General features: G+C 73.1%; 14 protein-coding genes. 11 read left to right on the top strand and 3 right to left on the bottom strand.

What is annotated here, in order from left to right; genetic code table 11:
- The 3 genes from HLB15_RS18155 to HLB15_RS18145 form a co-directional block, all read left to right on the top strand.
- Window positions 1-2343, top strand: a 2343-nt coding sequence (locus tag HLB15_RS18155) for an Rne/Rng family ribonuclease (RefSeq protein ID WP_171107240.1), incomplete at its 5' end; no start/stop codon positions are given.
- Window positions 2344-2539: 196 nt separating this feature from the next.
- Window positions 2540-3667 carry an acyltransferase family protein gene (locus HLB15_RS18150; RefSeq protein ID WP_171107237.1) on the top strand — a complete coding sequence of 376 codons (1128 nt, stop codon included), beginning with the start codon at window positions 2540-2542 and terminating at the stop codon, window positions 3665-3667.
- 106 nt (window positions 3668-3773) lie between these two features.
- Complete coding sequence (locus HLB15_RS18145) at window positions 3774-4358, top strand: hypothetical protein (protein ID WP_171107235.1); 585 nt, start codon at window positions 3774-3776, stop codon at window positions 4356-4358.
- Window positions 4359-4448: 90 nt separating this feature from the next.
- Here HLB15_RS18145 and HLB15_RS18140 read toward each other — a convergent pair whose 3' ends face one another.
- Window positions 4449-5111: an alpha/beta fold hydrolase gene (locus HLB15_RS18140; protein ID WP_171107233.1), complete on the bottom strand. Its 663-nt coding sequence runs from the start codon at window positions 5109-5111 to the stop codon at window positions 4449-4451.
- A gap of 35 nt (window positions 5112-5146) precedes the next feature.
- Between HLB15_RS18140 and HLB15_RS18135 the strand changes: the two genes are divergently transcribed.
- Window positions 5147-5767 carry a thymidine kinase gene (locus tag HLB15_RS18135; protein WP_171107231.1) on the top strand — a complete coding sequence of 207 codons (621 nt, stop codon included), beginning with the start codon at window positions 5147-5149 and terminating at the stop codon, window positions 5765-5767.
- Here HLB15_RS18135 and HLB15_RS18130 read toward each other — a convergent pair.
- Window positions 5737-6327, bottom strand: a complete 591-nt coding sequence (locus HLB15_RS18130) for a protein-L-isoaspartate O-methyltransferase family protein (RefSeq protein ID WP_171107229.1) — start codon at window positions 6325-6327, stop codon at window positions 5737-5739. The genes HLB15_RS18135 and HLB15_RS18130 overlap by 31 nt on opposite strands.
- 79 nt (window positions 6328-6406) lie before the next feature.
- Window positions 6407-8266: a BCCT family transporter gene (locus HLB15_RS18125; protein WP_171107227.1), complete on the bottom strand. Its 1860-nt coding sequence runs from the start codon at window positions 8264-8266 to the stop codon at window positions 6407-6409.
- A gap of 290 nt (window positions 8267-8556) precedes the next feature.
- On the opposite strand from HLB15_RS18125, the gene rplU reads away from it, so the two are divergent.
- From rplU to nadD, 7 genes are all read left to right on the top strand, one after another.
- On the top strand, window positions 8557-8865 hold the full coding sequence (gene rplU, locus HLB15_RS18120) for a 50S ribosomal protein L21 (protein WP_171107224.1): 309 nt from the start codon (window positions 8557-8559) through the stop codon (window positions 8863-8865).
- A gap of 76 nt (window positions 8866-8941) precedes the next feature.
- On the top strand, window positions 8942-9199 hold the full coding sequence (gene rpmA, locus HLB15_RS18115; protein ID WP_171107222.1) for a 50S ribosomal protein L27: 258 nt from the start codon (window positions 8942-8944) through the stop codon (window positions 9197-9199).
- 81 nt (window positions 9200-9280) lie between these two features.
- The gene (gene obgE, locus HLB15_RS18110) at window positions 9281-10798 is read left to right on the top strand and encodes a GTPase ObgE (protein ID WP_171107220.1); all 1518 of its coding nucleotides are present in this window, start codon (window positions 9281-9283) and stop codon (window positions 10796-10798) included.
- Between the two features lie 69 nt (window positions 10799-10867).
- Complete coding sequence (gene proB, locus HLB15_RS18105; RefSeq protein ID WP_229785006.1) at window positions 10868-12019, top strand: glutamate 5-kinase; 1152 nt, start codon at window positions 10868-10870, stop codon at window positions 12017-12019.
- Window positions 12020-12077: 58 nt separating this feature from the next.
- Window positions 12078-13415 (top strand): glutamate-5-semialdehyde dehydrogenase, encoded by a 1338-nt coding sequence (locus HLB15_RS18100; protein ID WP_229785008.1) that lies wholly within the window; start codon window positions 12078-12080, stop codon window positions 13413-13415.
- Window positions 13416-13486: 71 nt separating this feature from the next.
- Window positions 13487-13639, top strand: coding sequence for a hypothetical protein (locus HLB15_RS18095; protein WP_171107218.1), 153 nt, complete (start codon window positions 13487-13489; stop codon window positions 13637-13639).
- A gap of 13 nt (window positions 13640-13652) precedes the next feature.
- A complete protein-coding gene (nadD, locus tag HLB15_RS18090) occupies window positions 13653-14267 on the top strand; it encodes a nicotinate-nucleotide adenylyltransferase (RefSeq protein WP_171107215.1) in 615 nt (204 codons plus the stop codon).
- The last annotated feature ends 99 nt before the right edge of the window (window positions 14268-14366 follow it).

Raw genomic sequence — 14366 nt, 5'->3', positions numbered from 1 at the left:
GCCGTCCGCCGCAGCGGGCAGGCCGCGCCCGAGCAGGCCGCGCCCGAGCAGGTCGAGGCGGCACAGGCCGGTGCCGACCAGGCCGAGTCGCAGGAGGCCGAGTCGCAGCAGGCCGACGCCGGCGCGAGCACCGCGCCGTCCGCCGCCCCGCAGTTCGTCGCGGCCGAGCTGAGCGCCGACGACGCGGCGGCCGTCGACGAGGTCGCCGCGATCGAGGACGAGCTGGCGGCCGAGGGCGTCGAGCTCGAGGAGCTCGCCCCCGAGGACTTCGAGGAGTACGACGACGAGGAGGTGCGCCCGTCGCGCCGTCGTCGTCGCCGGGGAGGGCGGGGCCGCCGGGGTGGCCGCACCGGCCGCTCCGACGAGCAGGACGACTCCGCCGACGAGGACGACGACCAGGACGACGACGCCCAGTCGTCGTCGGACGAGGTCGACTCCGACTCCGACGCGGACAACGACACCGAGGGCGACGCCCAGGACGGCGCGGACGGCGAGGGCAGCAGCCGCCGTCGTCGCCGGCGTCGTCGTGGCACGCGGGGTGAGCGCGCCGAGGCGGCCGCCGCGCGGTCCAGCCGCAGCGACGAGGTCACCGCGCTCAAGGGCTCGACGCGCCTGGAGGCCAAGAAGCAGCGCCGCCGCGAGGGACGCGACCACGGGCGCCGCCGCCAGATCATCACCGAGGCCGAGTTCCTGGCGCGCCGCGAGTCGGTGCAGCGCTCGATGATCGTGCGGGAGAAGAACGGCCGCACGCAGATCGCGGTGCTGGAGGACGGCGTGCTCGTGGAGCACTACGTCTCGCAGCAGTCGCAGGCGTCGATGGCGGGCAACGTGTACCTGGGCCGGGTCCAGAACGTGCTGCCCTCCATGGAGGCCGCGTTCGTCGACGTCGGCAAGGGCCGGAACGCCGTCCTGTACGCCGGCGAGGTGAACTGGGACGCCGCGGGCCTCGAGGGCCAGCCGCGCCGCATCGAGCAGGCGCTGAAGTCGGGCGACTCGGTGCTGGTGCAGGTCACCAAGGACCCGATCGGCCACAAGGGCGCCCGCCTGACGAGCCAGATCACGCTCGCCGGCCGCTACCTCGTGTTCGTGCCGGGCGGCGGCATGACGGGCATCAGCCGCAAGCTCCCCGACACCGAGCGGTCGCGCCTCAAGAAGATCCTGCGCGAGGTCGTGCCGGACGGTGCGGGTGTCATCGTGCGCACGGCGGCCGAGGGTGCGAGCGAGGACGAGCTGCGCGCCGACGTCGAGCGTCTGCAGGGCCAGTGGGACGCGATCCAGGCCAAGGCCAAGAAGGCGTCGGCGCCCGCGCTGCTGCAGGGCGAGCCCGACATGGCGATCCGCGTGGTCCGCGACATCTTCAACGACGACTTCTCGTCGCTGGTGGTGCAGGGCGAGAACGCGTGGGACGAGATCGCGCACTACGTCGAGGAGCTCGCTCCCGACCTGCGCGAGCGCGTGTCCAAGTGGGCCGAGAACACCGACGTGTTCGCGGTGCACCGCGTCGACGAGCAGCTCGCCAAGGGGATGGACCGCAAGGTCTGGCTGCCGTCGGGCGGCTCGCTGGTCATCGACCGGACCGAGGCCATGACCGTCGTGGACGTCAACACCGGCAAGTTCACCGGTGCGGGCGGCACGCTCGAGGAGACCGTCACGCGGAACAACCTCGAGGCGGCCGAGGAGATCGTGCGCCAGCTCCGGCTGCGCGACATCGGCGGCATCATCGTCATCGACTTCATCGACATGGTGCTCGAGTCGAACCGCGACCTCGTGCTGCGCCGTCTGGTCGAGTGCCTCGGCCGGGACCGCACCAAGCACCAGGTGGCGGAGGTGACGTCGCTCGGTCTCGTCCAGATGACGCGCAAGCGCGTGGGCCAGGGCCTCGTGGAGGCGTTCTCCGAGACCTGCGAGCACTGCAAGGGTCGTGGGTTCATCGTGCACGACGAGCCGATCGAGAAGTCCGGCTCGGGTGCGGCGTCGTCCGACGAGGGCCCGCGCTCGGCGCGTGCCCGCCGCAAGCGTGGCAAGGACAAGGTGGCGGCGACCCCGGAGCCCGCGGCCCCGGTGGCCAGCCTGCCCGAGGAGCGGTCGGAGGCGCGCGAGGCCGTCAAGGCCACGCTCGCGACCATCGCGGCAGCGGCGCAGCACGCCCACGAGGCCAAGGAGCCCGCGCCCGAGGGGCCGACGTCGCTGGACGAGATCCAGCTGCCGACGGCGGGTTCGGCGTCCTCCTCCGAGCCGGAGCCGCAGCCGGCTCCGGCATCTCCGACGAGCGACGCGCCGGAGGGAGGCTCCGGTCCTGAGCAGCCGGAACCGCCCAAAGGAGCCGGCGACGAGGTCGCCTGAGACACAGAGGAAGAAGGGGTTCTGGGCCCGGCTGTTCGGCCTGTGACCTGAGCTCCTGACCCGCCGAGGGCCGCCACTGCGAGGTGGCGGCCCTCGGCGTTTTCGTGTGCCCGCGCGGAAAACCGTTGCGCACCTCGTCGGTTCTGTGGTTCATTGGTCGAGTAATGAACCAGTGGACACGACGACGGAGCTCCCGATGACGACCCTCACCCCCGCACCGCCCCGCACCCGGCTCGGGTACATCGACAACCTGCGCATCCTGCTGACCGTGCTGGTCCTCGTGCACCACACCGCTCTCACCTACGGCGCCCTCCCGCTCTGGTACTGGACCGAGCCGAGCACCGGCCCGGGTGGCGTCGCGCTGATGCTGCTGGTCATCACGAACCAGTTCTTCTTCATGGGCTTCTTCTTCCTCATCTCCGGGCTGTTCGTCGCCGGCTCGGTCGACCGCAAGGGGGCCGGCTCCTTCGCGCGGGACCGGCTGGTCCGCCTCGGCGTCCCGCTCGCCGCCTTCCTCCTCCTGGCGCGCCCCGTCCTCGCGCTTCCCCGATGGCCCGAGCACCGCGCCGCCGGGGAGTCGTTCCTGACCTTCTGGTTCACGGTCGGCGACGCCGGTCCGCTGTGGTTCGTCGAGGTCCTGCTCGTCATGTCGCTCGCCTACGCGGCCGTCCGTGCGGTCCGCGGCCGGTCGGGCGGCAGCCCCGTGGTCGTCACCCCGCAAGAGGCCGCGCCGGTCCGGTTCCGCGGCATCGCCGCCCTCGTCGGGCTCCTCACCGTGCTCACGTTCCTCTGGCGGCTGCTCGTGCCCGCCGGTACCTACTGGGAGCTCGGCGGTCTGCCCTCGCCGGCCTACCTGCCGCAGTACGTCGTACTCTTCGTGGTCGGCGTCCTCGCCTCGCGTCGGGGCTGGCTCGCCGGCCTGAGCCGACGACAGGGCCGAGTCGCTCTCGTGGTGGCCGTCCTCTCCGTGGGCCTGGCGCTCGGCGGCACCGCGCTCGGGACGGCGCCGGGTGCCGGCCTCGGGGCCCAGGCGGTCGCCGCGCTCACCGAGAACGTCTTCGCGGTGAGCGCGATCGTCGGGCTGCTGGTGCTGTTCCGCGAGCGGCTCTCCGGCACGCCCGCGTGGGCGCGGTGGGCCGCGCAGGGATCGTTCACGGTCTACCTGATCCACGCCCTCGTGCTGGTCGCCGTCGCGATCCTGCTCGCGCCCCTCGCGGCACCCGCGCTCGTGAAGTTCCTGCTGCTGCTCGTGATCGCCGTCCCGCTGTGCTGGGTCCTGGCGGGCCTGCTCCGCGGGATCCCGGGAGCGAAGCGGGTCCTGTAGCCCGCGGCGTGCCGCTCGTCGGCGGGTGAACCTGCTGGTCACACGGGTGAACCCGCCGTCGGGCGTGACGTCCGGTTGGTGCCGTCCCGGCGTGAGGCGACTGTTCGTGACCCTTGCTCTGACCTCGCTCGGCACCCTCGCCCTGACCGGGTGCACCGGCGGTGACACCGACGAGCCCGCCACGGCCGACGACGTCGCGGCTGTCCAGGAACCCGCCTCCGACGAGGCAGGGCCCGAGGAGGCCGACGGCGCGCCGCTGGCCCACATCAGCAGCTGCGACGACGTCGGCGCCGTCGTCGCCGACCACATCGCCGACCTCGAGCCCGACGAGGGCAACGTCGTCGACGAGTGGGGCGTGACCTGCCTCTGGGAGTCCCCCGAGAGCGCCACCGACCCGAGCCTCGTCCGGAGCGTCGAGGTGGGGATGGTGGCCAACGAGTCCGCCGAGCCGCCCGCGCTCGACCTGCTGCGCGCGATGGACAGCTTCGAGGAGCACGCCGACCCCGCCGTGACCGAGGCGGGCGGCGTCGCCTACTCCCTCACGCTCGGCGCGGAGATCGTGGAGTCGGTCGTGACGACGGTGTGGTTCCCCGACGTCGAGGTCACCGTGTCCGGTGGCGCCGCCGCGAACGCGTCGGCCCTGGACGGCCGCGCAGCCGTCGGCGTGGCGCTGCGGCTGCTCGGTCGGTGACCGCCCCCCCCGCGACCAGGCGATCTGGCACGTTTTCCGGCCTGAAGCGTGCCTGATCGCCTGGTCACGGCGGACTTTCCCGGGGCGGCGTCAGGCCCGGGCCGCGAGCCGCGCCCAGAAGGTGGCCACCGTCCGCGAGAACAGGTCGGGCAGCTCCACGTTCCACGTGTGACCCGCCCGCGGGACGATCTGCAGCTCGGCGTCGGGGAGCGTGGCGGCGAGCTCGCGGGCCGCCGGCAGGTTGGCGACGTCGCGGGCCCCGCACAGCACGAGCACGGGGGCCTGGATGCTCGCCAGCCCCGGCCGGAAGTCGGCGTCCGCGACGACGCGCAGCGCGCCCAGCCACTGCGCCTTGGTGAGTCCCATCCCGGCCGCTGTGCTCTCCGGCAGCAGCCTGATCACCGCGCGCTGGACCGTCATGAGGGCCGGGTGCGGCGCCACCTGGCTGCCCGAGAGCACGAGCGAGGCGACGCGCTCGGGGAAGTCCAGCGCGAGCTGCGTCGCCGTCATGGCGCCGAGCGACAGGCCGCACACGTGCACGCGCTCGATCCGGCGCTCGTCGAGGAGGTCCCGCAGTCCGGCCGCGGCGCCGGGAAACGTGAACGCGCCCGGCGTGCCGGCCCGGTCGAGACCGGGGATCTCGGGCGCCAGGCCGGTCATCCACTCCGGGAGGGCGCGCAGCTGCGCCGCCCAGGAGTCGGGGCCTGCGCCGAGATCCGGAAGGAACAGGACGGTGTCCGCGGCGGGTGGCATGCCCGTCACCGTAGCCGGGTGCTTGACTGGCGACCATGAAAGACGGTCTCGGCACCGGCCGCCTCGAGGTGATCGCCGGTCCCATGTTCGCGGGCAAGTCGGAGGAGCTGCTGCGCCGCGTGCGCCGGGCGCGGGTCGGGGGACGCGGCGTCCTCGTCGTGAGCCACGCGCTCGACACCCGCAGGGGTGCCGGGCAGGTGACGTCGCACGCGGGCGCCGCCGTCGCCTCGCGCACCGCCGCCGACGCCGCGGACCTCCCCGCCCTCGTGGCCGGCGGCGACGACGGCGTGCCCGTCGAGCTCGTCGCGATCGACGAGGCCCAGTTCTTCGGCCCCGCCCTCGTGCCCGTCGTCTCGGAGCTGGCCGGCCGGGGGCTGGTCGTGGTCGTCGCCGGCCTGTCCGTGACGTTCGACGGGCAGCCCTTTTCGCCGCTGCCCGAGCTCATGGCGCTCGCGGAGTCGGTCGAGAAGCTCACCGCCGTCTGTGCGGTGTGCGGCGCGGACGCCGCGTTCCACGTCCGGGTCGCCGCCGTGCCCGAAGGGCCGGGCGGCGCGCTCGTGCCCGTCGCGGCGCACGTCGGCGGGTCGGAGTCGTACGAGGCACGCTGCCGCAGGCACGTCGACGGTCAGTCCTCGATGAGGGGCACGAACCGGTAGCCGCCGTGGTTCGTCGCGCGCGTGCGCCCGTCGGGCAGCCGCTCGACGAGCACGAGCGTGGTCCGCACGGGGATGACCATGCGCCCGCCATAGCCGAGCTGCGCCACCAGGGCCCGGGGCAGCGCGTCCGCCGACGCCGACACCAGGATCCGGTCCCAGCCGCGCTCGCGCGGCACGCCCAGCACGCCGGGTGCCGCCCGCACGACCTGCGCCCACGTCATCCCGGTGCGCCCGACGTTGCTCGCGCCCCAGGCGGCGAGACGCTCGTCACGCTCGACGCCGAGCACGTGGCCCGAGGGCCCCGTGAGGAACGCGAGCAGCGCGGTGCTCCAGCCCGAGCCCGACCCGACGTCGAGCACCCGGGCGCCCAGCGGTACACGGAGCAGCCGCAGCATGGCGGCGACGGTGCTCGGCTGGGAGGACGTCTGGCCGCGCCCGATCGGCAGCGGGCGGTCCTGGCCGGCGAACGGCCGCTGCGCCCGCGGCAGGAACTCGCGGCGCGGCACCGCGCGCAGCGCGCGCTGGATGTCGTCGTGCTCGACCGCCGGCTCCGAGACCATCGCAGATCACCTGCTCCAGGGTAGGCACAGGCCGATCCCGGTCGCCAGGTCCCGGAGCCGCGGTCCCGGAGCCGCGGGATCAGCGGGCGCCGACCGGCTCCGGGTCCTCGGACTGCCCGTTCTGTGCGCCCTTCTGCGCACCGTTCGCCGCGCCGTTCGCAGCACCGTTCCCCGTGGAACCGTCCGCCTCCGGCTGGTACCACTCGGTGAGCGCGGGGTCGGTCGTGTCGAGCCACGCGCCTGCGCCCTTGTCGGGGTCCTCGGTGTGCACGACGCCCACGACGAAGTCGTCGCCGTGCCGCTCGATGCCGGTGCGCACGCCCCGGACGACCGCCTCGCGGGCGTACCGGCGGCGCAGCATCAGCGGGTCGCGCGCGAGGTCCTTCGCCCAGGCGACCATGACGAGGATCACGACGAGGGCGAACGGCAGCGCCGTGATGATGACGAGGCTCTGCAGCCCGTTGAGCGCCACGGACCCGCCGCCGACCAGGAGCACGGCCGCGATGGCGGCCAGCGCGATGCCCCACACGATCGTGACCCACGGGCTGGGGCTCGGGTTGCCGCGCTGCGACAGGCTCGCCATGACGACGGCACCGGAGTCGGCGCTGGTCACGAAGAAGATGATGATCGAGAGCATCGCGGCGAGCGACGTGAACGTGCCGAAGGGCAGCTCGTGCAGCAGGGTGAACAGCATGTCCTGCGGCGACTCGGCCGCGCTCAGCGCGCCGTTGGCCTGCTCCATCCACATGGACGTGCCGCCGAGGATCGTGAACCAGGTGAGGCACACGGCGCTCGGCATCACGATGACGGTGGTCACGAACTCGCGCAGCGTGCGCCCGCGGCTGATCCGGGCGATGAACAGACCGACGAACGGCGTCCACGACACCCACCACGCCCAGTAGTAGGTGGTCCAGCCGTCCATGAACGCCTGCGCGTCCGGGGCGGTCGCGGCGGTCTGCGCCATGAGCCGGAACGCGTCGCCCACGAACTGCAGCAGCGTGCCCTGGAACAGGTTGAGCAGGAACGCCGTCGGCCCGACGACGAACACGAAGACGCCGAGGAGCCCCGCGACGACCATGTTGATGTTCGACAGGGCGCGGATCCCGCGCTTGACGCCGGACACCGCCGAGACGATGAACGCCACCGACAGGACGGTGATGATGCCGATGATCACGCCGTTGCCGAGCGGTCCGGTGCCCCCGACGATCTCGACGCCGCGCCCGATCTGCAGCGCCCCGATGCCGAGCGAGACGGCGACGCCGAACAGCGTCACGATGATCGCGAACGAGTCGACGACGGCGCCGAGCCAGCCCTTGGTGCGCTCGCCGAAGATCGGCTCGAGCAGCGACGAGATCAGCGGGCTGCGGCCCTTGCGGTAGGCCGCGTAGGCGACGGCGCCGCCGACGAGCGCGTAGTAGGCCCACGCCATCGGGCCCCAGTGGAAGATGGTCTGCACCAGCGCGGCGTGCATCGCCGGGTTGCTGCCGGGGTCGAGGCTCTCGTACGCCGGCGGCAGGTCGAGGAAGTAGGTCATCGGCTCGTACGGCCCGTAGAACAGCAGGCCGATGCCGATGCCCGCGGAGAACAGCATCGCGAGCCACGAGCCGGTGGAGAACTCGGGCTTCTCGCCGTCGTGCCCGAGGCGGACGTCGCGGTACCGCCCGAACCCGAGCCACATCATGAAGCCGAAGACGACGACCGTCAGGAGGCCGAACAGCCAGCCGAAGGACCCCGACACCCAGCTCAGCCCCGCGCTCGACGCGGCGGCGAGGCTGTCGGGTGCGAACGCGCCCCAGGCGATGACCCCTGCCACGAGCAGGGCGGCGAACGCGAACACCCCCCAGCTCGTCCCGAAGTCGCTGTGGGTGCGCTCCACGCCCAGTCCGGGCAGGAGTGCGGGGTGGGCGGTACGGCGGCTGGTGCCTCTGCGGCTCGCCATCGGAGATCCTCTCGTGCGGCGAATGGGGGGTTCAGCAGATCTGAGTCAAAAAACAGTCATGCACCGTAGCAGACGAGGGAAAGGGGCGGCGGGGGACGTGGGCAACGCCACCGACCACCGGTTTGTCGCCGCAGAACCCATCGCGTAACCTGGTTCTTCGGTGTGCTGTCTGCACACCCGTCCTGCGTGCCCATGGCGCACCGCACTCGACCGCCGCGGCGGAGCGAGTCACAGCAAAGCCGGTGGATCCCGTCGTGCGCGCACGCCAAGACTAGAGAGATGAGTTGAACGTGGTGTACGCGATCGTCAAGGCCGGTGGCCGCCAGGAGAAGGTGTCCGTCGGGAGCATCGTGGTCATGGACCGTGTCCAGGCCGCTGCCGGTGACACCGTCGAGCTCCCGGCCCTGCTGCTCGTGGACGGGGAGAAGGTGACCACCGACGCCAAGAAGCTGGCCAAGGTCAAGGTCACCGCTGAGGTCGTGCGGGACGAGAAGGGTCCCAAGATCACGATCCTCAAGTACAAGAACAAGACCGGCTACCGCAAGCGCCAGGGTCACCGCCAGTCGCTGACCCGCCTCAAGGTCACCGGCATCAAGTGACTTCCGCTGCGGGCGCGTCCTGACGGGCCCGCGTGCGACCAAGCTTCTCCTTCGTCCCGAAAGACAGGTTCTCCAGATGGCACACAAGAAGGGCGCGAGCTCCTCGCGCAACGGTCGTGACTCCAACGCCCAGCGCCTCGGCGTGAAGCGTTTCGGTGGCCAGGTCGTCAAGGCCGGCGAGATCATCGTCCGCCAGCGCGGCACCCACTTCCACCCCGGCGCCAACGTCGGCCGTGGCAAGGACGACACCCTGTTCGCCCTCGACGCCGGCGCCGTCCAGTTCGGCACGCGTCGTGGCCGCAAGGTCGTCGACATCGTGGCTGCCGAGGCCTGATCCAGGCTTCCGCGTAAGGGGGCGCACCGGTCACGGTGCGCCCCCTTCGTCTGTTCTGTTCAACCCTGAGAGGATCGAGACATGGCGAGCTTCGTGGACCGGGTGGTGCTCCACGCCGTCGGCGGCAACGGCGGGAACGGTTGTGCCTCGATCCGGCGGGAGAAGTTCAAGCCCCTGGCGGGCCCCGACGGCGGCGACGGCGGCGACGGCGGCTCGGTCCGCCTCGTGGTCGACGCGAACACCACGACCCTGCTCGAGTACCACCACTCGCCGCACCGGCGCGCGACGTCGGGCACGCAGGGCATGGGCGACGACCGCGACGGCGCCAAGGGCGGCGACCTCGTGCTCAAGGTGCCGGACGGCACCGTCGTCAAGGACCTGGACGGCAACGTCCTGGCCGACCTCGTGGGTGACGGCGCCGAGTACGTCGTCGCGGCGGGCGGCAAGGGCGGCCTGGGCAACCGGGCGCTGTCGTCACCGAAGCGCAAGGCCCCCGGGTTCGCGCTGCTCGGCGAGGAGGGCGAGGCGGTCGACGTCGAGCTCGAGGTCAAGACGATCGCCGACGTGGCGCTCGTCGGCTTCCCGAGCGCGGGCAAGTCGTCCCTCATCGCGGCCATCTCGGCCGCGCGCCCCAAGATCGCCGACTACCCGTTCACGACGCTCGTGCCGAACCTCGGCGTCGTGCAGGCGGGGGACTCGCGCTTCACGGTCGCCGACGTACCCGGCCTCATCCCGGGCGCGAGCCAGGGCAAGGGCCTCGGCCTGGAGTTCCTGCGGCACATCGAGCGGACGGCGATGATCGTGCACGTCCTGGACTGCGCGACCCTCGAGCCCGGCCGCGACCCGCTCAGCGACCTCGACGTCATCGAGGCGGAGCTCGCCGCCTACTCGGGCGACCTGGGCATCGCCGGCGGCCGTGTGCCGCTGACCGAGCGCCCCCGGCTCGTCGTGCTCAACAAGATCGACGTGCCCGAGGCGCGCGAGCTCGCCGACTTCGTGCGGCCCGACCTCGAGGCGCGCGGGCTGCGCGTCTTCGAGATCTCGACTGCGAGCCACGAGGGCCTGCGCGAGCTGAAGTTCGCGCTGGCCGAGACGGTGGAGAAGGCCCGTGCGGCCGCGCCGCCGCCCGAGCCGGCGCCGGTCGTGCTGCGCCCCCGCGCCGTGAACGAGACGAAGTTCACCGTGCGCCGCCTGGGCGGCGAGACCGACTACTGGTTCGAGGTGCGCGGCGACAAGCCCGAGCGCTGGGTGCGGCAGACCGACTTCAACAACGACGAGGCGGTCGGCTTCCTCGCGGACCGGCTCGCCAAGCTCGGCGTCGAGGACGGCCTGTTCAAGGCGGGCGCGGTCGCGGGCGACGAGGTGCGCATCGGCGACCCGCGCAACGCCGTCGTCTTCGACTGGGAGCCCACGCTGCAGACCGGGCCGGAGCTGCTCGGTGGCCGCGGCACGGACCTGCGTCTCGACCAGAACGAGCGGCCCACGCGCGGCGAGAAGCGGCGCGAGCACCACGAGCGCATGGACGCCAAGGCCGCGGCGCGCAAGGAGCTGTGGACCGAGCGCGAGTCGGGCCACTGGACCGACCCCGAGGACGACTGACGGCCGCTCCCGTGACCGGTGCGTGAAATGACCGCGCGCCCGGGCCCGCGATCCGGTGAGGATGGGGCCGTGAGCGACCCCACCGGAGAACGCACGGAAGAGACCACGGGCCCCCGCGCCGCCATCGCGTCGGCGCGGCGCGTCGTGGTCAAGATCGGCTCGTCGTCCCTCACCGGCCCGGACGGGCACCTCGACGTCGACGCGCTGCGGGGCGTCGTCGGGGTGCTGGCCGCCCGGCAGGCCGCGGGGGGACAGGTCGTGCTGGTCACCTCCGGCGCGGTCTCCGCCGGCATCGGCCCGCTGGGCCTGGGCACCCGGCCGCGCGACCTCGCCACCATGCAGGCGGCGGCCTCGGTGGGCCAGGGCCAGCTCGTGCGCCGCTACCAGGAGGAGTTCGCCGCCTACGGCCTGCAGATCGGCCAGATCCTGCTCACCGCCGAGGACACCGTGCGCCGCTCGCGCTACCGCAACGCGCAGCGGTCGCTCGAGCGCCTGCTCGCGCTCGGCGTCGTGCCGCTCATCAACGAGAACGACGCCGTGACCACGGACGAGCTCAAGTTCGGCGACAACGACCGCCTCGCCGCGCTCGTGTCCCACCTCGTGCGCGCCGACGCCCTCGTCCTGCTGACCGACGTCGACGGCCTGCACGACGCCCCGCCGTCGCGCCCGGGCGCCCGCCGCATCCCGCTCGTCACCGACCTCGAGGACGTCGCGGGCGTCGAGGTCACCGCGCGCGGCAGCGCGGTGGGCACCGGCGGCATGGTCACGAAGCTGGAGTCGGTGCGGATCGCGACCGGCGCGGGCGTGCCCGCCGTCCTCACGCTCGCAGCCCATGCGGCCGACGCGCTCGCGGGCGGCGACGTCGGCACCTTCTTCGCGGCCACCGGCCCCCGCACGTCGGCCCGCAGGCTGTGGATCGCGCACGCCGCGCGCACCGAGGGCCGCCTGCACGTGGACGACGGCGCGGCCCGTGCCGTGCTCGGCGGCCGCGCCTCGCTGCTGCCCGCCGGGGTCACCCGGGTCGAGGGCGACTTCGACGCCGGGGACCCCGTCGAGCTCGTCGCGCCCGACGGCACCGTGTTCGCCCGCGGCCTGGTCGCCTTCGACGCGAGCGACCTGCCCGCGCTGCTCGGCCGCTCCACCTACGCGCTGCGCGACGAGCTCGGCGAGGGGTACGACCGCGTCGTCGTGCACCGCGACGACCTCGTGCTGGGCCGGTAGCCCGTCCGCACCACGGATCGCCCTCGGCATCCCGGCCCGTCCGACGTACGCTCGACGCATGACGACAACGAGCCACGAGGCGACCCTGACCGGAGGCGAGACCACCGGGGCGGTGGAGCCGCCGCAGGGCACCGACGTGACCGCAGCGGTGCACGACGTCGCCCGCCGCGCCAAGGTCGCCTCGCGCGCCCTGGCCACCGCGACCCGCGCGACCAAGGACGCCGCCCTGCGCGCCGTCGCCGACGCCCTCGTGACGCACGCCGACGCGATCGTCGCCGCCAACGCGGAGGACGTCGATCGTGGCCGGGCGAGCGGCATGTCCGACGGCCTCCTCGACCGCCTGGCGCTCACCGCCCGGCGGATCGCGTCGATCGCCGACGCGCTGCGCGACGTCGCGGGCCTGCCCGACCCGGTCGGCGAGGTCGTGCGCGGCCAGACCCTGCCCAACGGCCTGCGGCTGCGCCAGGTGCGCGTGCCCATGGGCGTCGTCGGGATGATCTACGAGGCCCGGCCCAACGTGACCGTCGACGCGGCGGGCCTCGCCCTCAAGTCCGGCAACGCGGTGATCCTGCGCGGCGGCAGCGCGGCCGCCTCGTCGAACGCCGTCATCGTGTCGGTGATGCGCGGCGCGCTCGAGGCGAGCGGCCTGCCCGGCGACCTCGTGCAGTCCATCGACGCCCACGGGCGTGCGGGCGGGGTCGCGCTCATGCGGGCCCGCGGCCTCGTGGACGTGCTCATCCCGCGGGGCGGCGCGGACCTCATCCAGACCGTCGTGCGCGAGTCGCTCGTCCCCGTCATCGAGACCGGCGTCGGCAACGTGCACGTCTACGTGGACGCGACGGCCGACGTCGACATGGCCGTCGCGATCGTCCTGAACGCCAAGACCCAGCGCGTGGGCGTGTGCAACGCCGCGGAGACGCTGCTCGTGCACGAGGACGCGGCGCCGGCGTTCCTGCCCGTGGCGCTCGCGGCGCTCGCCGACGCCGGCGTGGTGCTGCACGGCGACCCCGCCGCCCTGTCCTACGCCCCGGCCGGCGCCACCGCGCTGCCCGCGACGGACGAGGACTGGGCGACCGAGTACCTGGCGCTCGAGCTGGGCGTGCGCGTCGTGCCGTCCCTCGACGAGGCGATCGAGCACATCCGCACCTGGTCCTCCGGGCACACCGAGGCGATCGTCACGCGCGACATCGCGGCGGCCGACCGGTTCGTCGCCGAGGTGGACTCCGCCGCGGTCATGGTGAACGCCTCGACCCGGTTCACGGACGGGGGCGAGCTCGGCCTCGGCGCCGAGATCGGGATCTCCACGCAGAAGCTGCACGCGCGCGGCCCCATGGGCCTGACCGAGCTGACCACGACCAAGTGGGTGGTGACGGGCGACGGGCACGTGAAGCCGTGACGTGCACGGGGCCCGGAGCGTCCGTGAGAGACTAAAGCGCACCTGAGCACGTCCGACTGGGAGGAACACCCGTGCTGCACACCGCCGTCCTGGCCGCTGAGGCCGCCTCGGAGCACGCCGGCGAGTCGATCTCGCCCATCGCGCTCGGCCTGATCGCCTTCGGCTCGCTCGTGGCCGCTCTGATCGTCACGTACGCGTTCCGCAACGTCGGCAACCGCCACTGAGCCCGCCCGCCGCATGAGTGCTCCCGCCGGAACCCGACCCCGCATCGGAGTGATGGGCGGTACGTTCGACCCCATCCACCACGGCCACCTCGTGGCCGCGAGCGAGGCGGCGGCGCACCTGGGGCTCGACGAGGTCGTCTTCGTCCCCACCGGCCGGCCCGGGTTCAAGCAGCACCAGCGGGTCACCCCGGCCGAGCACCGGTACCTCATGACGGTGATCGCCACGGCGTCCAACCCGCGCTTCACCGTGAGCCGGGTCGACATCGACCGCGAGGGCCTCACCTACACGGTGGACACGCTCCGGGACCTGCGCGCGCAGCGGCCCGACGCGGACCTCTTCTTCATCTCGGGTGCCGACGCCATCCAGCAGATTCTTCGGTGGAAGGATGCCGACCAGCTGTGGGACATGGCACACTTCGTCGCTGTCACACGGCCAGGGCACCTGCTCTCCGTGGACGGGCTGCCTCGGGACGGTGTGACGACGCTCGAGGTTCCTGCGCTCGCCATCTCCTCGTCGGACTGCCGCAGGCGGGCCGAGGAGGGGTTGCCGGTCTGGTATCTGGTGCCTGACGGCGTGGTCCAGTACATCGCCAAGCACGGACTGTATCGAGGTCTTCACGATGAGTGACAACAAGGGTCGTCCCATGACGCGCCGCGAGATCCGCGAGCGGGAGGCAGCCGCGGCCGCGGCCGCGGCGGCTGCCGCGGGCGGCGGCGGCTACCCGCC

Origin of the sequence: Promicromonospora citrea, from assembly GCF_013004695.1 — a bacterium.
Classification (GTDB): Bacteria; Actinomycetota; Actinomycetes; order Actinomycetales; family Cellulomonadaceae; genus Promicromonospora; species Promicromonospora citrea.
This window is presented reverse-complemented; position numbering and strand designations above follow the sequence as displayed.

Excerpts from the sequence above, each read along its gene's own strand:
- HLB15_RS18125 (WP_171107227.1), bottom strand. The coding sequence starts at position 8,266 with ATGGCGAGCCGCAGAGGCACCAGCCGCCGTACCGCCCACCCCGCACTC.
- nadD (WP_171107215.1), top strand. The coding sequence starts at position 13,653 with ATGAGTGCTCCCGCCGGAACCCGACCCCGCATCGGAGTGATGGGCGGT.
- obgE (WP_171107220.1), top strand. The coding sequence starts at position 9,281 with ATGGCGAGCTTCGTGGACCGGGTGGTGCTCCACGCCGTCGGCGGCAAC.
- HLB15_RS18100 (WP_229785008.1), top strand. The coding sequence starts at position 12,078 with ATGACGACAACGAGCCACGAGGCGACCCTGACCGGAGGCGAGACCACC.
- HLB15_RS18135 (WP_171107231.1), top strand. The coding sequence starts at position 5,147 with ATGAAAGACGGTCTCGGCACCGGCCGCCTCGAGGTGATCGCCGGTCCC.
- HLB15_RS18130 (WP_171107229.1), bottom strand. The coding sequence starts at position 6,327 with ATGGTCTCGGAGCCGGCGGTCGAGCACGACGACATCCAGCGCGCGCTG.
- rpmA (WP_171107222.1), top strand. The coding sequence starts at position 8,942 with ATGGCACACAAGAAGGGCGCGAGCTCCTCGCGCAACGGTCGTGACTCC.
- HLB15_RS18140 (WP_171107233.1), bottom strand. The coding sequence starts at position 5,111 with ATGCCACCCGCCGCGGACACCGTCCTGTTCCTTCCGGATCTCGGCGCA.
- HLB15_RS18150 (WP_171107237.1), top strand. The coding sequence starts at position 2,540 with ATGACGACCCTCACCCCCGCACCGCCCCGCACCCGGCTCGGGTACATC.